This is a genomic window from Clostridioides sp. LIBA-6622, from assembly GCF_056716095.1.
The window spans coordinates 2,982,519-3,006,097 of sequence record NZ_CP196998.1 but is presented as its reverse complement, the minus strand read 5'-3'; the positions used below and the strand labels follow the sequence as shown (position 1 = coordinate 3,006,097).

The following is a 23,579-nucleotide window of genomic DNA, read 5'->3' as shown; positions in this document are numbered from 1 at the left end:
GTGGAAGAATTAAATAGCATATATTTTTTTATTGTTATGTTGTCAATAGCTATTGTGATATTATCTGTAAGGTATACAATAACTTTAAGAAAATATTTAAAAGAATTTATATATGTCTCAAAAAAAGTAAGTAATAATGAATACCACGCTAGACTCAATATATCAGCTAAAGGAGAGCTTGGAGAATTAGCTAGAAATTTTAATCATATGATTAAAAATATGGATAAGACATTAGAAGAAGTGCAGTATAAACATTTACAGTTAAGGTCTATATTAAAGAGTATATCACATGGAATCCTAGCTATAGATGTAAATGGAAGTATACTTCTTATAAATGATGAAGCAAAAGAAATGATAAAAAGTGCCCCAAATCAATTGGTAGAAGGACATAATATTAATGTTGTAATAAAAGAAGAAGAAATATTAAAACAAATACTTAGGTTTATTGGCTCTAAAGATAATGAAACTGCAAATATTACGACTAAAGATGATATAGTGTATAAAATAAAAGTGGACCCAGTGTATCTTCAAAATACCAATAATGTAATAATAGGTTCTATAGTAAACATAGAAGATATTACTAAAAAAGTTAAGCTTGAAAATATGAGAAGTGATTTTGTTGCAAATGTAAGTCATGAACTTAAAACACCTCTCACTTCTATAAGTGGGTTTGTTGAAACGCTAAAATCGAATGAAAATATAGATGTAAATACTAGAAATAGATTCTTAGAAATAATAGAAAGTGAATCAGATAGATTAAAGAGATTGATTGATGATATATTATTATTATCATTCGTAGAAAATAAAGATACCCTTCTTATGGAAAATGTTGTGGTATATGATGTGTTTAAAGAAGTATATGAAATAACACAACATTCAGCTAGAGAAAAAAATATAGAAGTTCTATATAAATGTGATGATAAATCAATAAGTATATTATCTAATAAAGATTATATAAAACAAGTATTTTTAAACTTAGTAGATAATGCTATAAAATACACTCAGGATAATGGGATTGTACAAGTTGTAGTTTTAAAAGATGAAGAAAAAATAGTAATCAAGGTTATAGATAATGGTGTAGGTATACCAAAAGAAGATGTAGAACGCATCTTTGAACGATTCTATAGGGTAGATAAAGCAAGAAGTAGGGATGTAGGAGGAACGGGTTTAGGGTTGGCTATAACTAAGCATATAGTTAAATCGCTAAATGGATGTATAAAAGTAAAAAGTGAGCTTGGTATTGGTAGTGAATTTATTGTTACAATACTACAAAAAAATTTCCTTAAATAGAAGGAAATTTTTTTTGTTTTTTGCACAAACTATATAAGAGAAGGAGCTGAGAAAATGGAAGAAAGTTTATTGAATGCAAATTTATTTAGACACTCTTTTATAGTTGCATTAGTTGTAGGAATATTATGTAGAGGATTAGTTTTAAGAGTTACAGACAAACAGTACCCATCAAGACCACAAGATTATTTAGAACAGATAATAATATCAGGGCTTTCAGCTTCATTAGGTGCGATAGCATTGCCTGCACTTATAGATAAAGAGTTTTCGGCATTGACATTTTTTGCAGTAGCAATACAACAATTTCAAGGTCTTGCAGAGCAAGAAAGAATAACATTAAAGAATATAGATAATGAAGAATTAGTGCCAAAAGGAGATGCTTATGTCGAAGAAATAGCATCTACCTATGAATCTAGAAGTTATATAAGTCTCTTTTCTGCATTAGTATCTTCTATAGTTTATATTGTTTTTGCAAGAAAGTATGACCTTGGCTTTTTTTATTGTACAGTATTAGCTGTTGTGGCAGGAGCTATTGTTGGTGTAATTTTTAGAAGGTTTTTAAGAAGAAATAGCATAGCAGATATAGCAGATATAGTTCCTGCTAAAATAAGTTTTGAAGGACCTATCTTAATGGTAAATGATGTAATAATAACTAATATAGGTCTAGAAAGTACAAGAGAAAAATATAAAAATGAATGCCTAGCTGTAGAAGTTATACCAAGAGACTTAGGTGCATTTGGAATAGTAAATGATGTAGGGCAAAGGCAAGCTATAATACATAATCTATTTATTCATATGGGTATAGATAAAGATGTAGATGAGGTTGATATTGTAGCTATTTCTAAGACTAATTTAGAAAAAAGTACCATAGTTATACCATATATGCCAATACTCAAAGATATAGATGTCATGATAAATGTAGTAAAGAGTACACCTATCATAGAGACATCAAAAGGGAAACAGAGTGATTTTTCTAGGAAAACTTTGTAGATTTACATGTAAAATTTTAGACTAAATATTTTAGGAGTGATTTAATGGATAGAGTATTTTTTGTTGCTGTTATTATTGGTATGACATCTAGAATTATAATGCTAAATTTAGACCAAAAACAGTACCCAACACAACCAAATGTTTTGCTATCTCAGCTTATATTAGCATTCGTTGCTTCTTCATTAGGAGCGTTATTAGTTCCAGCTCTTATAAATCGTTCTTATACATCTATAACATTTTTATCTCTAGCAGCAGAACAATTTAGACAAGTAAGAGCAAATAGAAGGAATACATTGCAAAACTTAGAGGAAGTTCAGCTTGTAAAGAGAGGAGCTGCATTTATAGAAGAGATAGCTAGAACTTACGAAGTGAGAAATTATATGTGTATAGTTACATCTTTTTTAACAATAGGATTGTATTATGTAATACTTGCAGAAACAAATATAAGTGAAGGTATGAGTTTAATAATAAGTTCAATTTGTGGATTATTATTAGCTTTTATACTAAAAAAACTCCTTACTAGAAAAAGTATTGGAGATATAGCTGATGTAATGCCTGCTGAGATTAGTTTTGTAGACGAATCTATATTGAAGGTAGGAGATTTAAAAGGTATAACAAATATAGGTCTAAAAAGTGATAGAGAAGTATATATTAATAGAGGTGTAGGAATACAAATAATTCCTAAAAATAAAGATTATGCTAATGCAGGAATATTATTTGATTCAGGTCAAAGACAAGCAATAGTATACAATATATATTCAAGGTTAGGTCTATATGGAGATTATGGAGAACCTTCATTTGTACCATTGCCTAGAAGAAATAAGGATGATGAGAGTATAATGATTGCTTATTTACCAATAGATAAGAATGTAGAAAAAGTAATGGAAGCTGTAAAGTCATGTCCAATACTTTCAAGTTCTAAAGGTAAAAACTTATCCCTAAAAAATTATAAAATAGGAAAGAAAGGAAGTGCATAAGATGGGAATGGATATAGGTTTAAACGAATATACCCTAGCTATAGTTACATTAGATAAGAATATGAAAAATGGTGGAGGTTGTCCAATATTTTATGCAAACGATGAGAAAGACTTACAAAATAAGGCAATGTTAATGTCAAAGTGTGTAGGTGGAATGGTTCATGATATGACAAATGGGACATTAATCATAGTAAAACATTAAAGTTATAAAATATTTCTAAGAACAAATAGTATTCAAATTTTTAAAATACTTAAATTTGAATATTATTTGTTTTAATCTCTTTTATAGCTAGTTACTTATATTGACTATTAGAATTAAAATGTGTTATTATGACATGAAATGCTTAAAAATGCTATTATAAAATATAATAAACTTACAAACTGTATATGAAAACATATTATAATAAGCTTTGATGAATACAAAAGAGTGGTGAAAAAGTTGGAAGTAAATGTAAAAAAAATAAATAATATTATAAGTAAGGTTTACAAAGATAGTATTGCAGAAGAAATAGGCATAGAAGTAGGAGATTTACTTATATCTGTGAATGAACAACCAATACATGATATAATAGAGTATAGATTCTTACTAAGTGATGAATATCTAGAGGTAGAGGTACAAAAAAAAGATGGCGAGGTTTACATATACGAGATAGAAAAAGACTATGACGAAGATTTGGGTGTTGAATTTACAAATCCGATAATAGACCAAGCTAAAAGTTGTAGAAATAAGTGTATGTTTTGCTTTGTAGACCAGCTGCCAGAAGGAATGAGAGAAACTCTTTATTTTAAAGATGATGATTCAAGACTATCTTTTTTGCAAGGAAATTTTGTCACACTTACAAATATGAGTGAAGAAGATATAAATAATATCATTAAATATAGAATAAGTCCTATAAATATATCTGTGCATACGACTAACCCAGAATTAAGACAAAAAATGATAAGTAATAAATTTGCAGGAAAATTATATGGTATAATGAAGAGATTGGCAGATGCTCATATAGAAATGAACTGTCAAATTGTTTTATGTCCAGGTATAAATGATGGAAAAGAATTAGAGAGAACGATAAAAGAATTAGCTCAACTTTATCCATATGTAAATAGTGTTGCTATAGTGCCAGTTGGAATTACAAAACACAGAGAAAATTTAGCAAACCTAGATATTTTCGATAGTGAAAGTGCAAGTAGAACTATAGAACAGATACACAAGATGCAAAAAAAACATTTTAATGAAATAGGGACTCGATTTGCTTTTTTATCAGATGAATTTTATATATTATCTAGTAGGGAGTTGCCTACATATGAAGAATATGAAGGTTTTTTACAATTTGAAGATGGTGTCGGAATGATACGTAGGCTAAAATCAGAAATTGAAGAATATTTAAATACATTACCAGAAAAGATTCTTAAAAGAGAGAAAAAGGTATCAATAGCTACTGGTCATTCTGCATATGAGTTCATAAAAAGTATGGCAGATGCTATGATGGACAAGTTTAAAAATCTTCAAGTGGATGTGTATGAAATAAAAAATAAATTTTTTGGAGAGACAATAACTGTATCAGGTCTTTTAACAGCTAAAGATTTAAGAGAGCAACTTGAAAATAAAGAATTAGGAGAAGCTCTTTTTATAACAAGGAGTATGCTAAAAGCAGATGAAGAAATTTTCTTAGATAATATTGAATTAAATCAATTAGAAGAACTTATGAAAATAAAAATTATCCCATGTTTGAATGAAGGAAAAGACTTTGTGGATAAAATTTTAAAATAGAAAACAAAAGATGGAAGGAGAAACAACATGAGTATAAGTAGGCCAGTTGTAGCTGTAGTTGGGAGACCAAACGTTGGTAAGTCTACAATATTTAATAAATTTGCAGGAAAAAGGATATCAATAGTTGAGGATACGCCTGGAGTTACAAGGGATAGAATATTTGCTGAAGTAGAGTGGCTAGATAAGTATTTTACATTGGTTGATACAGGAGGAATTGAACCTGACAGTGAAGACATAATATTATCTCAAATGAGAAATCAAGCCATGCTTGCAATGGATATGTCGCATGTAATACTTTTTATAGTTGATGGTAAGGCTGGGATAACAGCTGCAGATAAAGAAATTGCGCAGTTGCTTAGAAAGACAAAAAAACCAGTAATTTTGGTAGTTAATAAGATTGATAGTCAAAGTCAATTTGATAATATATATGATTTTTATGAGTTAGGGTTTGGAACTCCTTTTGCAGTTTCAGGAGCTAATAGTATGGGATTTGGAGATTTATTAGATGAGATAGTTGAAAATTTTCCAGCAGGATTAGATACAGAGTATGAAGAAGATATAATAAGAGTAGCTATAACAGGTAAACCAAATGCAGGAAAAAGTTCTATACTTAACAAAATACTTGGAGAAGAAAGAGTAATTGTAAGTCCAATTGCAGGGACTACTAGAGATGCAATAGATACTTACTTTGAAAAGAATGGACAGAAATTCCTTCTAATAGATACAGCAGGACTTAGAAGAAAAAGTAAAATATATGAGACAATAGAAAAATATAGTGTAATAAGAGCCATGAGTGCTGTAGATAGAGCAGATGTAGTATTGATAGTAATAGATGCCCTAGAAGGTGTAACAGAACAAGATACAAAAGTTGCAGGTATAGCACATGACGAAGGTAAAGGATGTATATTTGTAGTCAATAAATGGGACTTAATAGAGAAAGATAATAAAACTATGAGTAACTATACAAAAGACATAAAAGAAAAATTCCCATTTATGATGTATGCTCCAATAGTGTTTGTTTCTGCAAAGACTAATCAGAGAATGAATAAGATATTGGATACAGTTGAGTATGTATCAAATGAACATTCTAAGAGAATATCGACTTCAGCATTAAATGAAGTAATTGGAGAAGCAGTAATGTTAAATCAACCACCATCTGATAAAGGTAGAAGATTAAAAATTTACTATGGAACTCAAACAGATATTAGACCTCCTAAAATTACACTGTTTATAAATGATAAGAACTTGACTCACTTCTCATATCAAAGATATATTGAGAATAAGATAAGAGAAAACTTTGGATTTGAAGGAACTTCCATAAAATTTGAGTATAGACAAAAAAATAAGAAATAAATATTTAAAATATAACTAAAAGGGGGAAATTCAGTGGAGATATTTAGTTATATAATTATCGCTGTTGTTGCGTATCTTTTAGGCAATATATCTACTTCGTACATAGTTGCAAAGCGAATTGCTGGAGTTGATATAAGGACTCAAGGTTCAGGTAATGCAGGTTCAACAAATGTACTTAGGACACTTGGAAAAAGAGCAGGAGCAATGACATTTTTAGGAGATGTTCTTAAAGGTGTAATGGCTGTTTTAATATCAGAGCTTGCAGCAAGATTAGTTGGTATAGATACTCTTTTAGCTGGATATCTGGCAGTTATATGTGTTGTAGCAGGTCATAATTGGCCAGCAGTTTTAGGATTTAGAGGGGGTAAAGGTGTTGCAACTTCGTTAGGAGCGATGCTCGCTGTAAATCCAGTAATAACACTAATGTGTCTAGCAGTATTTATATTGGTGGTAGTTATAACAAAGTATGTTTCATTAGGTTCTGTTGTAGGAATAGGATGTTCACCAATATTTATGATTATAGTAAAAAATAAAGCTGGATTAATAGTAGCTTTGTTTTTAACTGCATCAGTAATATATAATCACAGAGCAAATATAAAGCGATTATTAAATGGGACAGAGAGAAAAATTGGTCAAAAGAAAGAATAGTAAATATATTATACTCAGGTGGTGTTAAAAATGGAGAAAGTATGTGTATTAGGTACTGGAAGTTGGGGAAGTGCATTAGCTTTAGGTCTTGCAAAAAAAGGTAACGATGTAAGTATGTGGACTCGAAAAGAGGAACAAGCTAAAAAAATAAATAGAACTAAAGAAAATACAGACTATTTACCAGGAGTATTATTTCCAAATAATATAACTATAAGTACTGATATAGAAAAAACTATAAAAGATTGTAAGGTGATAGTTTTAGCAGTTCCATCACAGGCCGTAAGGAGTACTTGCCAAAAGATAAAACCATTTATAAAAGAGGGACAAGTTATTGTTAATGTAGCAAAAGGTCTTGAAAAAGGTACTGGACTTAGACTATCTCAAGTCTGTGAAGAAGAATTACCACAAAATCCATATGTAATACTATCTGGGCCATCTCATGCTGAAGAAGTGGCAAGAGATATTCCTACCACAGTAGTAGTAGCTTCTAAAGATTTAAAAATAGCACAGATGATACAAGATTTATTTATGAGTCCCAAGCTTAGAGTTTATACGAATCCAGATATAGTTGGAGTAGAACTTGGAGGAGCATTAAAAAATATTATAGCCTTTGGAGCTGGAATCTGTGATGGGTTAGGATATGGTGATAATGCAAAAGCTGCTCTCATGACAAGAGGTATTAGTGAAATGAGTAGACTTGGAATTGCTATGGGAGCTAATATGCCTACATTTGCAGGACTTTCAGGCATAGGAGATTTAATTGTTACCTGCACAAGTATGCATAGTAGAAATAGAAGAGCAGGTATACTTATAGGTCAAGGTATGAGCTTAGAAGATACTTTAAAAGAAGTAAAGATGGTTGTAGAAGGTATAACTGCTACTGAAGTAGCACATGATGTCGCTGAAAAATTGAATATAGACATGCCAATAACTAATGCCATATATTCTGTAATAAATAAAGGTTCAAATCCTAAGGAAGTTGGAATAGAACTAATGATGAGAAGTAAAAAGCATGAAATGGAAGAAGTAGTTTTAGGTGATGATATATAAACTATTGTAATATAAAATAAAAATATAGTAGATTTATTTTAGCCCTCTTTAATATAAAGAGGGCTATTTTAATTTCATCTAGCATAGTCTATGTATATACGATATAATAAATTATTTTATATGCAATTTATAGTTATCATGATTGTCATTATATCTTTTTAATATAATGAATTTTAATAAATTTAATTCACCTTGAAGTTTACTAGTTTCTGTATGTAGGGGAAATTAATATTGCTAGTCTTTATTTTTCTATTTTAAGAATATTAACCCCTAACTCTAAATATAATTTAATAAGATTAGATGTATAGGAGGAATAATATGAATAATAACATATACGAAGATATATCCAAAAGGACTCAGGGGGATATATATATTGGAGTAGTGGGTCCTGTAAGAACAGGAAAATCAACTTTTATAAGAAAATTTATGGAAAAGTTGGTTATACCAAATATAGACAATGAGTTTAAGAAGGATAGAACAAGAGATGAGATACCTCAAAGTGGCTCAGGTAAAACTATAATGACAGTAGAACCAAAATTTGTACCAGCAGATGGAGTAGAAATTAAAATAAAAGACACAGTATCTTTGAAAGTAAGAATGGTAGATTGTGTTGGATACATAGTTGAAGGAGCTTTAGGGCATGAGGAAGGAGGAAAACAAAGATTGGTATCAACTCCTTGGTCACAAGAAGCTATGACATTTGAAAAGGCAGCAGAAATAGGAACTAAAAAAGTTATAAAAGACCATTCTACAATAGGAATAGTTGTATTGACAGATGGTTCAGTTACTGGTATTGACAGAAAAAGTTATGTAGAACCAGAAGAAAGAGTTATACAGGAATTAAAAAGTCTTAAAAAACCATTTGCTGTTGTTTTAAATACACTAAGTCCAAAAAGTGAGGAAACAAGTATGCTTAGAAATGAATTGGAAGAAAAGTATGAAGTCCCAGTTCTCCCAATGAATGTAGTTGAAATGGAGGAAGATGACATAGAGGAAGTTATGGAAGCTGTATTGTATGATTTTCCACTTACAGAAATAAGAATCAATTTACCTAAATGGGTTGAAGGGCTAGAGAGAAATCATTGGATAAAAAGTAGTATAATAACAACATTAAAACAAAGTATTATAGATATAGGTAAAATAAGAGATATAGAAGGAATTATGCAAGGATTTTCTGAATTAGAATTTTTAGAAGATACAGGTGTTGATAATGTAGAATTAGGAGAAGGTGTTATAAACATTGATTTACAGACAAAGCAAGATTTATTCTATAATGTCCTTGAAGAAAAGAGTGGATTTAAAATTGAGGGAGATTATCAATTGCTTAGTCTAATAACTAGATTATCTAAAGTTAAAAATGAGTATGATAAAATAGAAAGTGCTTTAGTAGATGCTAAGGTAAAAGGATATGGAGTAGTAGCACCTTCACTAGAAGAACTTAGCTTAGAAGAGCCAGAAATAATGAAACAAGGAAAACAATATGGTATCAAGCTAAGAGCTAATGCACCATCACTTCATATTATAAAAGCAGATATATCTACAGAGGTTTCTCCAATAGTCGGTAATCAGAATCAAGGCGAAGAAATGATAAAATACCTTATGGAGGTATTTGAAGAGCAACCAGCTGATTTATGGGAATCAAATATGTTTGGTAAGTCACTTCATGATTTAGTAAAAGAACAATTACAGAGTAAATTATATACTATGCCAGAAGAGATAAGAGTTAAGATGCAAAAGACTTTACAAAAAATTGTAAATGAAGGAAGTTCTAACATTATAACTATTTTATTATAAGAGTATAAGCTACTTATTAAAGTTAAACGATTGTTTACTTTATTAAGTAGCTTTTTATTTATAAAAATTGACAACAAGTTCTAATTATGGAAAAATTATATATATAAGATATATTTTTTAACATTATTATATTAAAAATATTAGGAGAAAAAGATGAAGAAGTCTGAAATATTTATTTTTGTAAGTATAATAATACTCTGTTTTATAACTTATCCAAACAAGGTGTTTGGACAAGAGGATAATTGTTTTGAAGATTTTGAAAGATGGGTTCAAGAAAATAAAAACAATAAAGAAGAAATAGTTTATACTCTTCCTTGTGATATGGTAATAGACGAAGAGTTTAGATTTTATATTCCTTATAACAGTAATTTTACAATAGATACCAACAAATATAAAATACTGATAAAAAATCATGGGAGATTTATTATTGATGATAATGAACTAAATATAATAGGTGAAGGAGGAAAAGAAGGAGTAATACATGTAGAAACTGGTGGAAGTATAAGTATTGGTATAAATAACATAATTGCTACTGATGGGACAGCCTTATACGTTGAAGAAGGAGGAGACTTATATATTAAATCATCCTATGAATCTGTTGAAAAAATAAAGGCAAATGGAAAAGATGCAATAGGAATTTATACTGAAAATGATATTAGAATATTAAATAAAGATATTGAAGTGAATGGAGAGAGTGCTATAGGTGTTTATTCTAAAGGTGATGTTGAGATAGAAGAATCTTCAATAAAAGTTTATAGTAATAACAAAGAAAATGGATTATTAAGAGCTAATAATAAGGCTGTACAATCAATTGTATCAGAAAGCAAGAAAGTTTATATGATTGATAACTCTAATGAGCTTATACCAGCTATATCTGAAGATTCTGGCTATAATATTATAACCTGTTTCCAGAGGGGAATTGATGTATTTAGTGAAGAAATAAAAGTAAGTAAAGATGATAAAATAGAAGATATAAAATTTCCAAAAGATATGGTATTAGAAACATCTAGTGGTAATCAACTTGATATAGATGTAGAATGGGATTTTACTGATTATTATGAAGAGTTAAAAAAAGAAGAAACTTTTAGTATAACAGGAAAGTTTAAAATAGAAACATTAAATAGAGAAAAAATTGTAATAAATGATGATGTTGTTCCTATTTTGGACATATCTGTTGCAGAGAAAAAACCAATAGATAATTTGGAATTAGATTATCAAAACACAAGAGATGGATATGTAGCTGTTTTGTATTTTGATATGCCATACAATGCAAATAAAGTTTTTGTTGAATATTCAGCAGATGGAATCAATTGGATATCTGAGGAACAGGAAGATATTAGAGACCAAGCTATACTTTTTTTTGAAGATTTTAAGCTACGTTGTTTTAGAGTAAGAGTGGAAGGCGGATTAAAAGAAGGTTATTCAAATATGGTTTTTAAACCAGGATTTATAATGGGGGGTGGCGACAATCAAGAGACACCAGATGGTGAACAGGGAAATGATGATATTGATGGTGACCGTGGCGGTGGAGGTAGAGATGACCCAGATAGAGAAAATGATGGACTTGATTTAGATAGTAATAATGACAATGATAATACTACTGAAGAAATTCCAGAAGATTCTAATAATATAACAGATTCCAATAATGAAGAAAAAGATAATATTCATCAAGAAGATGAAAAAAATGATAAGTCTAACGAAGATACTACAGAGAAGGATAAAGAAACTAATAAGACTAACATTAATGATATAGATAATGATATTAAGAATGATGAGTTAACTATTATAAATAAGTCTGAGAATAGTTTAATTCAAATATTAAAAAGAGATTTTAAAGAAAATCAGGAAGGCAAAAACACAACTGATGATAAAAAGATATCAAATGAAAAAGAGATTTTTAATGTAGATAAATCTAATAATAGCTCAAACTCTACTTCTAATTCATATAGTAAAACTCAGAAGTTCCAAAAGAGAGCTATTATTTGGGTAGGAATTATAGCCTCAGTTATGTCTTTTTCAATAGTAGTAGCAAATCCTGGTATCATAAAATATATAAATAAATTTATAAAATATAAAAAGTAGATAAAATAGTTTAAAGAGTTTTATTTTTATTAAAAAAATTAATTGGAGAACGACATGAATAAAATAAATAAAGTTTTTGTTCTTATAAACTTGTTAATTATAATTTTACCAAGTAAGAGTTTCTCGCAAGAAAATAATTGTTTAGAAGATTTTAAAAATTGGATTATAAATAATAAAGACAATAAGAAGGAAATAGTTTATACTCTCCCTTGCGATATGATAATAGATAATTATTTTGAATTTAGTATTCCATATGGAACCAATATTACAATAGATACAAACCAATATAAAATACTTATAAAAGATAAAGGTAATTTTAATATTAGTGGTAATAAGTTAAATATAATTGGAGAAGGAGAGAATGAAGGTGTAATACATGTAGAACGAGGAGGAAAATTAAACATAGGAATAGATAATATAGTTGCACTTAATGGAACTGCTTTATATGTTGAAAAAGATGCAAATTTGAGCATAGATACATACTATGGGGAGATTGGAAATATAAAAGCAACTGGAGAAAATGCAATAGGAATTTATTCAGAAAATGATATTAGAGTGGATTCTAAAATAATTAAAGTTGATGGAGAAAATGCAATAGGAATTTATTGTAAAGGAGAAGTCGAAATAGAAGATACTTCAATAATTATACATAGTGGTAATAAGAAGCAAAACGTATTATTGGAAAATACAAATATTAAGTCAATTGTATCAGAAGCCAATAAGGTTTATATTATTGGAGAACAAAATACAATAACTCCAGATATATCTCAGAATAAGAATTATGAGATTGTAAAATGTAACTATAGAGGGATTAGAGTTTTTGAAAAAGAAATGAGTATATCAAAAGAAGATAAAGTAGAAGATATAGTATTGCCAGATAAAGTACGTTTAAGAACTTCTAGTATGAACTTTATAGATTTAGATGTTGAGTGGGATTTATCAAACTATTATAAAGATTTAAATGAGAATATGGAGTTTAATATAATTGGTAAATTTAAAGAAGAAGATTTAAATGAGAAGAACATAATTGTAAACAAGGATGTTATTCCTGTTTTACGTGCTTATATTGCGAATAAAGAACCTATAGATGATTTAGAAGTATCTTTCTTAAATTTTAAAAATGGATATCTAGCTACACTAGAGTATAGTATGCCATATAGTGCTAAAAAAGTATTTGTAGAATATTCAGAGGATGGTGTAAATTGGGTAAGTGAAGAAGTAGAGAGTATTAGCAATCAGGCTATGCTCAATTTTGAAGATTTTAAGTTGCGATGTTTTAGGATAAAGGTAGAAGGTGGACTGAAAGAAGGGTACTCGAATGTGTTTTTAAAGCCTGGATTTGTAATAGGAGGAGGTAATAATCAAATTACACCAGATGATGAGCAAGAGGTTGACGATGATAGTGGTGACCGTGGAGGAGGAAGAGATGACCCAGATAGAGAGGACAACAAAGTTAATTCAGGTGTAAATAATAAAAATAATACTGATACTGATGAACAAAGACCATTAGATTCCAGTGAAGTCATAGAAGATAATGATGAAGAAAAAAATAATCAACAAGATGAAAAAAGTGATAAGTCATATGAAAAATATATTGAAATAGATAAGGAAGCACATAAAGAAAAAAATGAAGAGAATGTCACTAATAAAGCTAAAAATAATAACTTGATTGAAAAAAATAAAATTGAAAATAATTTAGAACAAGACCTAAAAGAAGGTTATAAGGAAAATAATGAACCTTCTAAAAATACATATAAAGATAAAGTAATTTTAAGTAAGACAGATGGTATTGAAGTAAATAATTCTAATAATAAACTAAAATCTATTTCAAAGTTATATGATAAGACTCAGAATTCTACAAGTGAGCTTATAATTGGAGTTGAAATCATAGTTTTAACTATGTTATTTTCAGTAGTAGTAATAAATAGGGATATTATAAAATATATAGATAAAATTATAAGATTAAAAATTAATAAATAAAATACTTTAAAGAGACATAATTTTACTTGACAAAATAATCAAATAGGAGAAAAAAATGAATAAAAAAAATAAGATATTTGTTCTTATAACTTTATTAGTAATTACTTTTATAATTTTACCAAAGGAGAGTTTTTCGCAAGAAGATAACTGTTTGGATGATTTTAAAAATTGGATTGTAAAAAATGAAGAGAATGAGGGAAACATAGTTTATACTCTTACATGTGATATGGTAATAGATAATTATTTTAACTTTATTATTCCATATGGGACTAATATCACAATAGATACAAATCAATATAAAATACTTATAAAAGATAAAGGCAATTTTAATATTAGTGGTAATAAGTTAAATATAATTGGAGAAGGAGGGAATGATGGTGTAATACATGTAGAACAGGGAGGAAAATTAAATATAGGAATAGATAATATAGTTGCACTGAATGGAACTGCTTTATATATAGAGAAAGAAGCTAAATTAGTTCTAGCTACATATTATGGAAAAACTGGTAATATACGTGCAAGTGGAGATAATGCAATAGGGATTTATTCAGAAAATGATATTAAGGTAGAATCTAAAGTAATTGAGGTTAATGGAAAAGATGCTATAGGTATTTACTGTAATGGAGAAGTGGAAATAGAGGATACATCAGTAATTGTTAATAAGAATAATCAACAAAACACAATAGCAAATAATACAAAAGGCGAATCAATTGTATCAAAACCTAAGATTGTTTATATCATTGGTGATGGGAATGTAATAATGCCAGACATACCACAAGATGAAGATTATAACATTATAAGGTGTAATCGTAGAGGGATTAGTGTATTAAAAGAAGAATTGATATTAACAAAAGATGATAAAATTGAGGATATAGAACTTCCAAAAAAAGTAAGTCTAAAAACTTCGAGTGGAAATGTTATAGACATAAGTGTAGAGTGGGATTTATCAAATTACTATACTGACTTAAATAAAAATATAGAGTTTATTATAAGAGGTAACTTTGATGAAAATCTTCTAAATGAAAAAAATATAGTATTAAATCAAGATGTTTTTCCAGTTATAAATATCTCTATTAGAAATAAAGAGCCTATAAGTAATTTAATTGTGTATTTTAGAAACCGAGAAAATGGTTATGCAGCTGCTTTAGCTTATGATATGCCATATAATGCAAAAAAAGTATTTGTAGAATATTCAGAGGATGGTATAAACTGGATAAGCAGTGAATTAGAGTATATTACAGAACAAACTGTAATTGATTTTGAAGATTTTAAATTACGATGTTTTAGAGTAAAAGTGGAAGGTGGATTAAGAGATGGGTATTCAAATATATTTTTAAAACCTGGATTTGTGTTAGGAGGAGGTAATAATCAGATTACACCAGATGATGAACAAGAAAGTGATGATGCTGGTGGTGACCGTGGAGGAGGAGGAAGAGATGACCCAGATAGAGAAGAAGATAATAATGGTAATCTAAATAGCGATAATAAAGATAAAGATGATAACAATAGTAATAATGATGAAAAAACTCCTAATACTCCAAATGATGATAATATAGAGTCTGGCTCTAGTAGTACTATAAATAAAAATCCTCCAAAGGACAAAGATGATAATAGTGAAGTAAATGATAAAGAGAAAGACAGTGTTTTAAAAAACGAAAGTGAGTTAAAAAATGAGGATAAATCTAACAAAAGTTTTATCTTAGAAAATGATAATAAAGACTTGAATCAAAAGTCTGTATTTAGCACTAATAATAAATCATATTTTTATAATGAAGATTTTTATGATGATAATTTGGATATAAATAGTAATCAATCGAAAATAAATAACCAAATAAATGGCAATAATCAAAAGATAGATAAAGTTAACACTAAGCTATTAACTAAAAAATATAACTTTGAGAAAGATAGTTTCATTTTAATTGGAGTGTTAAGTTTAACCATGTTTTGCTCCATATTGATTGTAAATCCTAACATAAGAAAAAATATAATTAGATTCATACAAACAAAAAAATAATTTTTAGGAAGGTATTATTTATCAAATTAGGAGTTTGTTAAGTGATACCTTTCATTATTATGAAAACTATATATTTTTATCAATAAAATGTATAATACATGTAATTTGACTAAATAGTATAAAAATAATAGAATATTGAAAAAAAATTGACAAATGAAGGTATAGGTATTAAAATATATTAAATATATACATAAAAAGTGATTTACTAATAAATAAATGAAATATATGCTAATAAAAAGTTCAATTTGTGAAAGTGCAAGATTTATAAAAAAATAAGGGAGGATATTATTATGAGAGCAATTTTAACAGTAATTGGAAAGGACAAACCAGGTATAGTAGCAGGAATCAGTGATGAGTTATTCAAGCAAAATATTAACATAGTGGATATTTCACAAAAGATATTACAAGAGTATTTTACAATGATTATGATAGTTGATTTAGAGAAAGCATTAAATTCTTTTGAGCAAACGGTTGAAGATTTAATAAAAAGAGGGAAAGAATTATCAGTAGATGTAAAAATTCAAAGAGAAGAAATATTTAACTCAATGCATAATCTGTAAAAAAACAGTAATAGGGAGGTGATAATAGTGAATGTAGGAAATATACTTGAGACAATCAAAATGATAGATGAAGAACAATTAGATATAAGAACTATAACTATGGGGATTTCTTTATTAGATTGTATAGACCCTGATGGAGATAAGGCTAGAGAGAAAATATATAACAAGATTATGAACTCTGCTAAAGACTTAGTGAAAGTTGGAAAAGAAATAGAGCGTGAATATGGTATTCCAATTGTAAATAAAAGAGTATCAGTAACTCCAATATCTATTATTGCAGGTGCAACAGATGAAAGTGACTATGTAAAGTTCGCACAGACATTGGATAAAGCTGCAGAGGATTTAGGAATAGATTTTATAGGTGGATTCTCAGCATTGGTTCAAAAAGGGTATACAAAGGGTGATAAGATATTAATCAAATCAATTCCAAAAGCTTTAGCAAGTACAAATAAGGTATGTGCATCAGTAAATGTAGGTTCTACAAGATGTGGTATAAATATGGATGCAGTAAAAGAAATGGGAAAAATTATAAAAGAAACAGCAGAATTAACAAAAGAGGCAAAGGGATTTGGTTGTGCAAAGCTAGTAGTATTCTGTAATGCGGTTGAAGATAATCCATTTATGGCAGGAGCCTTCCATGGCGTTGGTGAAGCTGATAGAATAATAAATGTCGGTGTAAGTGGTCCTGGTGTTGTTAAAAGAGCTTTAGAAAAGGTAAAAGGAGAACCATTTGATGTTGTAGCAGAGACAGTTAAGAAGACTGCATTTAAAATTACAAGAGTTGGACAATTAGTAGCAAAAGAAGCTTCTAGTAGACTAGATGTACCATTTGGAATAATAGACCTATCTCTAGCGCCTACACCTGCTATTGGAGATTCAGTGGCAAACATATTAGAAGAAATGGGTCTTGAAGTTGTTGGTACTCATGGTACTACAGCAGCGTTGGCTCTTTTAAATGATGCTGTTAAAAAAGGTGGAGTCATGGCTTGTTCACATGTTGGAGGTTTAAGTGGTGCATTTATACCAGTATCAGAAGATGCGGGGATGATTGATGCTGTTATAAAAGGTGCTTTGAGTATAGATAAGCTTGAAGCAATGACTGCTATTTGTTCTGTAGGTCTTGATATGATAGCTGTGCCAGGAAGTACTACAGCAGGTACACTTGGAGCTATGATAGCTGATGAGGCGGCAATAGGTATGATTAACAATAAGACTACAGCAGTTAGAATTATACCAGCTCCAGGATGTGATGTAGGGGATATGGTAGAATTTGGTGGTCTTTTAGGACGAGCACCAGTAATGCCTATAAATACAAATTCGTCTGAGTTATTTACTCAAAGAGGAGGAAGAATTCCAGCTCCTATACATTCATTTAAAAACTAAGTATATTTACATAGATTAATATTTAAATAAATATTTATTGACTGGATAAAAGATATTTAGATATTAAACAATCATAATATAAGATAATAAAATTTATTTGTTAAGATTAAGATAATAATAAAGCGATATATAACCTTGTAAAATGGTCATATATCGCTTTTATTTTAATACTATCTAATTAATATAAAATTTTTATGTATTTTAAAAGTTATGTTATCTAATAATAATTATACTAATTTTTATGTTTAACATATCAACTAAATAAAAAACTAAATAAAAAGAATTAAATTAAAAAATAAAAATTTATCTAAATATTCAACACACATAATAATTGTAAATATAAATAAAAAATAAAACGCTTGCAATCAATAAAATTGCTACAATATAAAACTCTACCATTTAAAATATTGACTTAAAATATAAATTTATAAATCTTATAAATTTAAGCAATTTCTTCTTCTACATCAGTACCACGTATCTTGTCAGCAGTAAGAACCTTAAAGGTACTGAATATTTTTGAGCCTACAAATCCTGCCATTACATTAAATAAAGCACATAGTCCAGCTGTTATGAGAACTTTATTAACTGGATTATAGGCAAACATTATGGCAAAACCAGCCACAGGTGTAGCTGTACCAGGTGTCATGTTTACAAGACCCATCAGAGCTACAATGATACCAGAAAAAGCTCCTCCAAAGAAATTAGTAGAATATATTGGTATTGGATTAGCTGAAATTATGTCTGATTGAGTCAGCGGTTCAATAGCAACAGATATAATATCTTTTTTAGAACCTAACTTTAATCTTGCAAATAGTGTTGAGTTCATAAAAGCGGAACCAAAAGCTCCTAATGCTCCTATTGCCATAGGAAGACCAGTAAGACCAATTATAGATGTAAGAGCCATTGAACTAAGTGGAGACGTTCCAACTACTGTTATAAGACCTCCTAATATAATTCCCATTATTATAGGGCTAATATTAGTAGCTTCTATTAGAACCTGTCCAATTTGTAATAGTGTACTATTAACTAATGGGTCTACATTTGATGCTATAAAACGAGATAGTGGAGCACATAAAAGTATTACAACTACTAAATCTACTCCAGGTGGTACTTTTTTCTCTATAAACTTAATTAAGAAAGAAACAAAGTATCCAGCAACGAATCCAGATAATATAGAAAAATCTAAACATGATAATCCTATTAAAACTGCATAAACTGGAGACACACCTAAAGCTAAAGGTACAAGTATAGCAGCAGCAACTCCACCAAGGCTACCATTAGCGACACCAACACTTCTAAAAAATTCCATACCTAGAACATCGCCAAGCAAGGAAAGGTTGAATGCCTCTACTAAGAAAGTAGCACATGCAGCGTTTGCTAAGGCTCCCATAGCTTTCATACCATATGGAGCTTTGTAACTAAAAATTGTGAAACAACATAGAACCAATAAAAGTAAACCTGTTCCTAATAAAATTTCTGACATAAGAAAATCCTCCTTGTATTTTTTTTAGGACATAAACCTTTGTTGTGATAACGTTATCCTAAAGCATAAATGCTTAACCGAATTAATATCAACAAAACAAAAGTCATTTTAAATTTTAATTGGTTTTATATTGTATCTAAAAATAAAAATAACTATAAAAATATATAAAGTAAGTTTAAAATATAAATTAAACTTATACTTTATAATATAATTATATATAAATAATACAGTCTTGTATAGGAAGATTGATAAAAAATAAATTTAATATGAAAAAAACAATTATTAGAACATAAAATATTAGCATATAAAAAAGGAATAAACATTTTTTAGAAGAAGTACTTATAATGATAGAAATTTTATAGGGGGAGAGTTTTTGAAAAAGATTAAATATACCAGATTGGTGATACTTGGTATTCTTATATATTTAGTATTTAATGTGCTAGTAATGATTATTAGCAAAAATGTAGAGACATTGGTTTTAAAAGTAGAAAAAGTTGATGCAAATATTCATGTAGAAGGAACCATAGAAAAAGATGCTAATGACCAAAGCAATTATCTATCAGCATATATAAGTAAAGAAGATTCTAAGAACTTTGAAAAAAATCAAAATGTAATAATTGAATATCGTGAGCAAAAAATAGATGCAAAAGTTTACAAAATATATAAAAATAATAATAAAATAATGCTAAAATTAAAAATAAGTAACCAAATTGTTGCAAATCAGGATACAAGTGTCGAAGAATTTGATATAATATATAATCAGATGGAGTGTTTAAAAATACCTAAAACTTCTATAAAAACAAAAGACAATAAACGTGGTGTATATGTAATTGATGAACAATCACAAAGTGTAAAATTTGTCATATTAGAAGGAATAACTTATGAAAATGAATCTTCTGTATTTGTGGATTATTATAAAAATGACATAAATGGGGTGACAAGTGTTAATCTATATGACAAAATAATTTTAAGACCTAATTGTATAAACACAAATATAAGGATAAAGTAGGTGATAATAATGGGTTCTATTAAAGATAATTTATCTGAGATAAGAAGTAAAATTGAAAAAGCTGCAAAAAAAGTAAATAGAGATAGCGAAGAAATAACCCTTTTAGCAGTCACAAAAACTGTTGATGTAGATTTAGTTAATGAGGCAATGAATGAAGGAATTACTTCAGTTGGTGAAAATAAACCACAAGAATTAGCTAGAAAGTATGATATTATAGGTGACAAATTAAACTGGCACTTGATAGGAACTTTGCAAACAAATAAAGTTAAGTACATAATAGATAAAGTTTGTATGATACATTCTTTAGATAGAATTGCATTATGTGAAGAGATTCAAAAACGTGCAGAACAAATAAATAGAGATATAGATTGCTTAATACAAGTGAATATATCTAAAGAAGAATCTAAGCATGGACTTTATAAAGATGAAGTTGTAGATTTTGTCAAAGAAGTGTCAGAAAAATATAAAAATATAAAAATAAAAGGTCTAATGACAATGGCACCTTTTGTAGAAGATGAAAATGAAATAAGAGGTGTATTCAAAGGTCTTAAAGATTTATCAACACGAATAAAAGAACTAAACATACCTAATGTAGGAATGGATGTTTTGTCAATGGGAATGAGTCACGATTATGAGATTGCTATAGAGGAAGGGGCTACCATTGTTAGGGTTGGAACATCAATCTTTGGAGAAAGAAACTACAATAAAAAATAATTACTCAAATCTGAATAAATTCTAAGGAGGAAGTTAATAATGTCAAATGGAATAATATCTAAATTTAAGAACTGGATAGTTGATGAAGAAGAAGATTACATTGAAGAAGAATACGAAGGTGGTATGGACGATATAGTTCAAGAAGAAGAAATAAATAGTGGATTTAGTACTGCAAAAGCAAATAAAATTGTAAATTTACATACAACAAGTCAAATGAAAGTTGTAATAGTTGAACCTAAAGTTTATGATGAAGCTGCAACTATAGCAGACCATCTAAAACAAAGAAGGGCAGTTATAGTGAATTTGGAAGGATTGACTAATTCTGAAGTTCGTAAATCTATATTTAACTTTATGAATGGGGCGGTTTATGTTTTAGATGGAAGTATACAAAAGGTTTCTAAATCAATATTTATACTAGCTCCTAACAATGTGGATATAGATGCAAATATGAAAAAAGAATTAGAAAGTAAAGCATTCTTCCCTTGGCAAAATAAATAGTAAAAAGGCGGTTAATATATGGGAACAATAAGAATTGCACTTTATTATCTTTTGGATATAATAGCATGGATGATAGTTATAAAAAGCTTGATGACTTGGTTTCCAAATGGAAGACAAAGCAAAATTTTCGAGATTTTAGAAAATCTTACAGAGCCAATAGAAGGACCAATAAGGTCTATAATGTACAAATACACAAATGGACCTATAGATTTTTCTCCTTTAATTGCGATAGTATTATTGATGTTCCTAAGACAATTAGTATTGGTTATATTCTAAGGTGATAGAATGGATAAATTAAAATTAACAAATCACATAAAGGATATAGACTTGAAAAATAAAATGTTTAAAGTAATAGACAAGGCTAATAGTTGTATAAAAAACTATGATGTTAAATTTACTGAGTTTCTTAATCCATATGAAGTGAAAAATGCTGTAGCGATATTAAATTCTACAAATGAAATAAAATACAGTGTGGATGGAGGTTATGAACAAGCTGAAAGAAGCACTGTATTTATTTATCCATTTTACATGGAATATGAAGATATAGAAGATACTCTTAGATTTTTACAGATAGAAGGGAATTTCAAATTTAAAAATATATCTCATAAAGATTATTTAGGTGCAATTATGAGTCTAGGTATAAAAAGAGAAAAAATTGGAGATATAATTATACATGATAGCTTTTGTCAAGTAATAGTAAGTAGTGATATTTGCGATTTTATAATCGTGAATTTGGAGAAAGTTTCGAGAAATAATGTAATTGTAAAGGAAATTTCCAGAGAAAACATTGTTAATAGTTCTTCAAAATATAAGGAAGTATCATTTACAGTATCTTCAGATAGGTTAGATTGTGTCATAAGTGGTCTTTACAATATATCTAGACAAGATAGTGCAAAATACATAAATGGAGAAAAAGTCCATGTCAATTATGAAAAGATAACTTCAACCTCTAAAATAGTTAAAAATGATGATTTGATTTCTATTAGAGGTAAAGGAAGAGCTAATGTAACACAAATAGGAGATATTACTAAAAAAGGTAAAATAAAAGTTCAAGCAAGATTAATTGTATAAGGACTAATTTAAATTATAGCTGGGAGGAAATGTAATGCTAACTCCAATTGAGATAGAAAATAAAGAGTTTAAAAAAGGTTTAAGAGGGTATAGAGATGAAGAGGTTGATGAGTTTTTAGACATCATCAAAGAAGATTATGAATCTCTATGTAGAGAAAATACAGCTCTTAAAGAAAAATTAGGATTATATCAAGACCAAGTAAATAAGTATGAAAATATTGAAGAGACATTAAAAGCTACTCTAATAACTGCTCAAAGTGCAGCAGAAGACACTTGTAGCGCGGCTAATAAGAAAGCTAAGATAATTGTTGAAGAGGCTGATTTAAAAGCTAGACAAATTATAGAACAGGCTAATAACCGTGTTATAGAAATAAGAAAAGAGTATGATGCTTTAGTTAAAGAATTTAAGATATTTAGAAATAAATTTAAGTCACTACTAGAAGATGAGATAAGAAGTGTTGATGAAATTTTTTATGATGTAGATGAAAAATGTGTAAATGCATTTGAAGGAACAACAGTGTATAATTATAGTAATGATGAAGCTGCTACAACTCTAGAATAAAGCTATGATTTATTGGATTTTTAGGGAAAATTGTTGTAGAAGTTTGAGAAATCTATAACAAAAATTTAAAATAGGATAAAAGTGTAAGAAAAATAGAAATTATTATATTTTTCAAAAATATATTGACTATTCAAATTATTTGTTATAGAATTTCATATAAACACAGATAAATTTTTAAAAGCGTTGATAGAGACAATTATCTTTAGATAATTTTACAGAGAATTGGGAATGCTGAGAACCAATGAATTTATAAAGGTAAAAATCACTCTTGAGCTGCAGGCTGAACGATTAAATTCTACTAAGCTGTGCCGGTTAGTACCGTTATACTATTAGAGTGTTATATGTGGATAGTATTA

Annotated in this window: 21 protein-coding genes and 1 other annotated feature (1 of these 22 only partly in view); of the genes, 20 read left to right on the top strand and 1 reads right to left on the bottom strand. The window is 28.6% G+C overall.

Annotation, left to right across the window (positions count from 1 at the left end; genetic code table 11):
* The 14 genes from ACTG47_RS14300 (at window position 1) to ACTG47_RS14235 (ending at window position 17,886) form a co-directional block, all read left to right on the top strand.
* Window positions 1–1,290 (top strand): HAMP domain-containing sensor histidine kinase, encoded by a 1,290-nt coding sequence (locus tag ACTG47_RS14300; RefSeq protein ID WP_479925048.1) that lies wholly within the window; start codon window positions 1–3, stop codon window positions 1,288–1,290.
* A gap of 54 nt (window positions 1,291–1,344) precedes the next feature.
* Window positions 1,345–2,277, top strand: a complete 933-nt coding sequence (locus ACTG47_RS14295) for a YIEGIA family protein (RefSeq protein WP_479925047.1) — start codon at window positions 1,345–1,347, stop codon at window positions 2,275–2,277.
* A 44-nt stretch (window positions 2,278–2,321) separates the two neighbouring features.
* Entirely contained in the window at window positions 2,322–3,254 is a 933-nt protein-coding gene (locus ACTG47_RS14290) for a YIEGIA family protein (protein WP_479925046.1), read from the top strand.
* A gap of 1 nt (window position 3,255) precedes the next feature.
* A complete protein-coding gene (locus ACTG47_RS14285) occupies window positions 3,256–3,456 on the top strand; it encodes a capping complex subunit for YIEGIA (protein WP_021385530.1) in 201 nt (66 codons plus the stop codon).
* Between the two features lie 237 nt (window positions 3,457–3,693).
* Entirely contained in the window at window positions 3,694–5,022 is a 1,329-nt protein-coding gene (locus tag ACTG47_RS14280) for a DUF512 domain-containing protein (RefSeq protein ID WP_479925045.1), read from the top strand.
* 27 nt (window positions 5,023–5,049) lie between these two features.
* Window positions 5,050–6,375, top strand: coding sequence for a ribosome biogenesis GTPase Der (der, locus tag ACTG47_RS14275; RefSeq protein ID WP_479925044.1), 1,326 nt, complete (start codon window positions 5,050–5,052; stop codon window positions 6,373–6,375).
* A 33-nt stretch (window positions 6,376–6,408) separates the two neighbouring features.
* Window positions 6,409–7,023, top strand: a complete 615-nt coding sequence (gene plsY, locus ACTG47_RS14270; protein ID WP_021385546.1) for a glycerol-3-phosphate 1-O-acyltransferase PlsY — start codon at window positions 6,409–6,411, stop codon at window positions 7,021–7,023.
* Between the two features lie 30 nt (window positions 7,024–7,053).
* Entirely contained in the window at window positions 7,054–8,073 is a 1,020-nt protein-coding gene (locus ACTG47_RS14265) for an NAD(P)H-dependent glycerol-3-phosphate dehydrogenase (RefSeq protein ID WP_169468411.1), read from the top strand.
* A 318-nt stretch (window positions 8,074–8,391) separates the two neighbouring features.
* Window positions 8,392–9,867 (top strand): stage IV sporulation protein A, encoded by a 1,476-nt coding sequence (spoIVA, locus tag ACTG47_RS14260; RefSeq protein WP_169468409.1) that lies wholly within the window; start codon window positions 8,392–8,394, stop codon window positions 9,865–9,867.
* 153 nt (window positions 9,868–10,020) lie between these two features.
* Window positions 10,021–11,949 (top strand): hypothetical protein, encoded by a 1,929-nt coding sequence (locus ACTG47_RS14255; protein ID WP_479925043.1) that lies wholly within the window; start codon window positions 10,021–10,023, stop codon window positions 11,947–11,949.
* Window positions 11,950–12,003: 54 nt separating this feature from the next.
* Entirely contained in the window at window positions 12,004–13,929 is a 1,926-nt protein-coding gene (locus tag ACTG47_RS14250; RefSeq protein ID WP_479925042.1) for a hypothetical protein, read from the top strand.
* Between the two features lie 55 nt (window positions 13,930–13,984).
* On the top strand, window positions 13,985–15,943 hold the full coding sequence (locus tag ACTG47_RS14245) for a hypothetical protein (RefSeq protein ID WP_479925041.1): 1,959 nt from the start codon (window positions 13,985–13,987) through the stop codon (window positions 15,941–15,943).
* A 290-nt stretch (window positions 15,944–16,233) separates the two neighbouring features.
* Complete coding sequence (locus ACTG47_RS14240) at window positions 16,234–16,503, top strand: ACT domain-containing protein (protein ID WP_054271200.1); 270 nt, start codon at window positions 16,234–16,236, stop codon at window positions 16,501–16,503.
* 27 nt (window positions 16,504–16,530) lie between these two features.
* Window positions 16,531–17,886, top strand: coding sequence for a DUF711 family protein (locus ACTG47_RS14235; protein WP_479925040.1), 1,356 nt, complete (start codon window positions 16,531–16,533; stop codon window positions 17,884–17,886).
* A gap of 442 nt (window positions 17,887–18,328) precedes the next feature.
* Here the strand turns inward: ACTG47_RS14235 and ACTG47_RS14230 are convergent, their stop codons facing one another.
* Window positions 18,329–19,369, bottom strand: coding sequence for a PTS sugar transporter subunit IIC (locus tag ACTG47_RS14230; protein WP_479925039.1), 1,041 nt, complete (start codon window positions 19,367–19,369; stop codon window positions 18,329–18,331).
* A 373-nt stretch (window positions 19,370–19,742) separates the two neighbouring features.
* Between ACTG47_RS14230 and ACTG47_RS14225 the strand changes: the two genes are divergently transcribed.
* Genes ACTG47_RS14225 through ACTG47_RS14200 form a run of 6 tightly spaced genes read left to right on the top strand, consistent with a single transcriptional unit; the run spans window position 19,743 to window position 23,223 of the window.
* A complete protein-coding gene (locus ACTG47_RS14225) occupies window positions 19,743–20,378 on the top strand; it encodes a biotin/lipoyl attachment domain-containing protein (RefSeq protein WP_479925038.1) in 636 nt (211 codons plus the stop codon).
* 9 nt (window positions 20,379–20,387) lie between these two features.
* Window positions 20,388–21,092, top strand: a complete 705-nt coding sequence (locus tag ACTG47_RS14220; protein WP_479925037.1) for a YggS family pyridoxal phosphate-dependent enzyme — start codon at window positions 20,388–20,390, stop codon at window positions 21,090–21,092.
* Between the two features lie 39 nt (window positions 21,093–21,131).
* Complete coding sequence (locus ACTG47_RS14215) at window positions 21,132–21,590, top strand: cell division protein SepF (protein WP_021385412.1); 459 nt, start codon at window positions 21,132–21,134, stop codon at window positions 21,588–21,590.
* Window positions 21,591–21,608: 18 nt separating this feature from the next.
* Window positions 21,609–21,866, top strand: coding sequence for a YggT family protein (locus tag ACTG47_RS14210; RefSeq protein WP_054274603.1), 258 nt, complete (start codon window positions 21,609–21,611; stop codon window positions 21,864–21,866).
* A 9-nt stretch (window positions 21,867–21,875) separates the two neighbouring features.
* Complete coding sequence (locus ACTG47_RS14205; protein ID WP_021385503.1) at window positions 21,876–22,661, top strand: YlmH family RNA-binding protein; 786 nt, start codon at window positions 21,876–21,878, stop codon at window positions 22,659–22,661.
* Window positions 22,662–22,695: 34 nt separating this feature from the next.
* Complete coding sequence (locus ACTG47_RS14200) at window positions 22,696–23,223, top strand: DivIVA domain-containing protein (protein ID WP_003426928.1); 528 nt, start codon at window positions 22,696–22,698, stop codon at window positions 23,221–23,223.
* A gap of 174 nt (window positions 23,224–23,397) precedes the next feature.
* Window positions 23,398–23,579 (top strand) — a binding site (T-box leader) (it continues 51 nt past the right edge of the window).